Genomic DNA, 956 nt, shown 5'->3' on the forward strand with positions numbered 1-956 from the left:
GTCCTCCCGGACCGCGTCCGGCGACGACTCGACCTCGCCGCGGTCGACGACGTACAGCGCGTGGACGGCCGCGTCGAACCGCGCGGCCAGGTCGACCGCGACGTCGACGGCGCGACCCACGCTGTCGGAGCCGTCGGTCGCGATTACGATGGTGTCGAACATGACCCACCGTTTGCCGACGCCGAAGTTAAAAGGGTACGGTCGGAGCGATCCGCCCGACGCTCACGGGTACGTCTGGTCGGCGGGTCGCCGAGCCCCGAGCCGTGACATCGCGGGCGCACGTGATCGCGGGCCTTCGTGCCGCGATCAGGCGAGGAACACGTGTCGCGGGCGGTCCGCGAGCACCTCGCGACCCCACTGGACCGTTTCACGGAAGTCGTCCGAGCGGAAGAACGCCATCGCGTCCTCCTTCGAGCGCCACTGGCTGGCGATGAACATGTCGTTCTCGTCCTCGACGTTGACCATCAGGTCGGTGTCGAAGTGGCCGTCCATCCCGTCGAGCGCCGCCCCGACGTCTTCGAACGTATCGACGAAGTCGCCCTGGTGTTCGGGTTTCACCGTGTAGAACATCCCCATCGTCCCGAACCCGGACTCCTCGCCCGCGCGAGCGACGATCCCTGGCAGCTCGGAGAGGAAACCTGCCGCCGTCTCCGCCGCCGAACCCGTCTCCCAGATCGAGACGACCGCGGCGCGGTCGGCGTCGTGGCCGTCGTAGACGGCAGTTTTGACGTGCGTGCCGTAGTGGTCGAAGTTGCCCCGGAGACCCTCGACCTCGTCGAAGAGCCCGTCCACGTCGGCTTCGCTGTACAACACGGTCGCGTACACGTCCTCGCCCGACGGCTTGCCGGCGTAGATGTCGAGGTCCGCGAGCTCGCCGCGGATCTCCGCGTTCGAGACGCCCTCGTCGACCCCGTCAGCGTCGCCCTCCGCGCCGCCCTCGCCGTGCGGGTGGTCGC

2 protein-coding genes are annotated in these 956 nt (G+C 68.9%); both read right to left on the reverse strand.

The features are described 5' to 3' along the window. Window positions 1–162: universal stress protein (locus ACFQEU_RS16685; RefSeq protein ID WP_379783966.1), on the reverse strand; the 162-nt coding region annotated here is incomplete at its 3' end. Window positions 163–306: 144 nt separating this feature from the next. After that, window positions 307–956: antibiotic biosynthesis monooxygenase (locus ACFQEU_RS16690; protein WP_379783964.1), on the reverse strand; the 650-nt coding region annotated here is incomplete at its 5' end.

This window comes from Halorubrum tibetense (assembly GCF_042661865.1).
GTDB lineage: Archaea > Halobacteriota > Halobacteria > Halobacteriales > Haloferacaceae > Halorubrum > Halorubrum tibetense.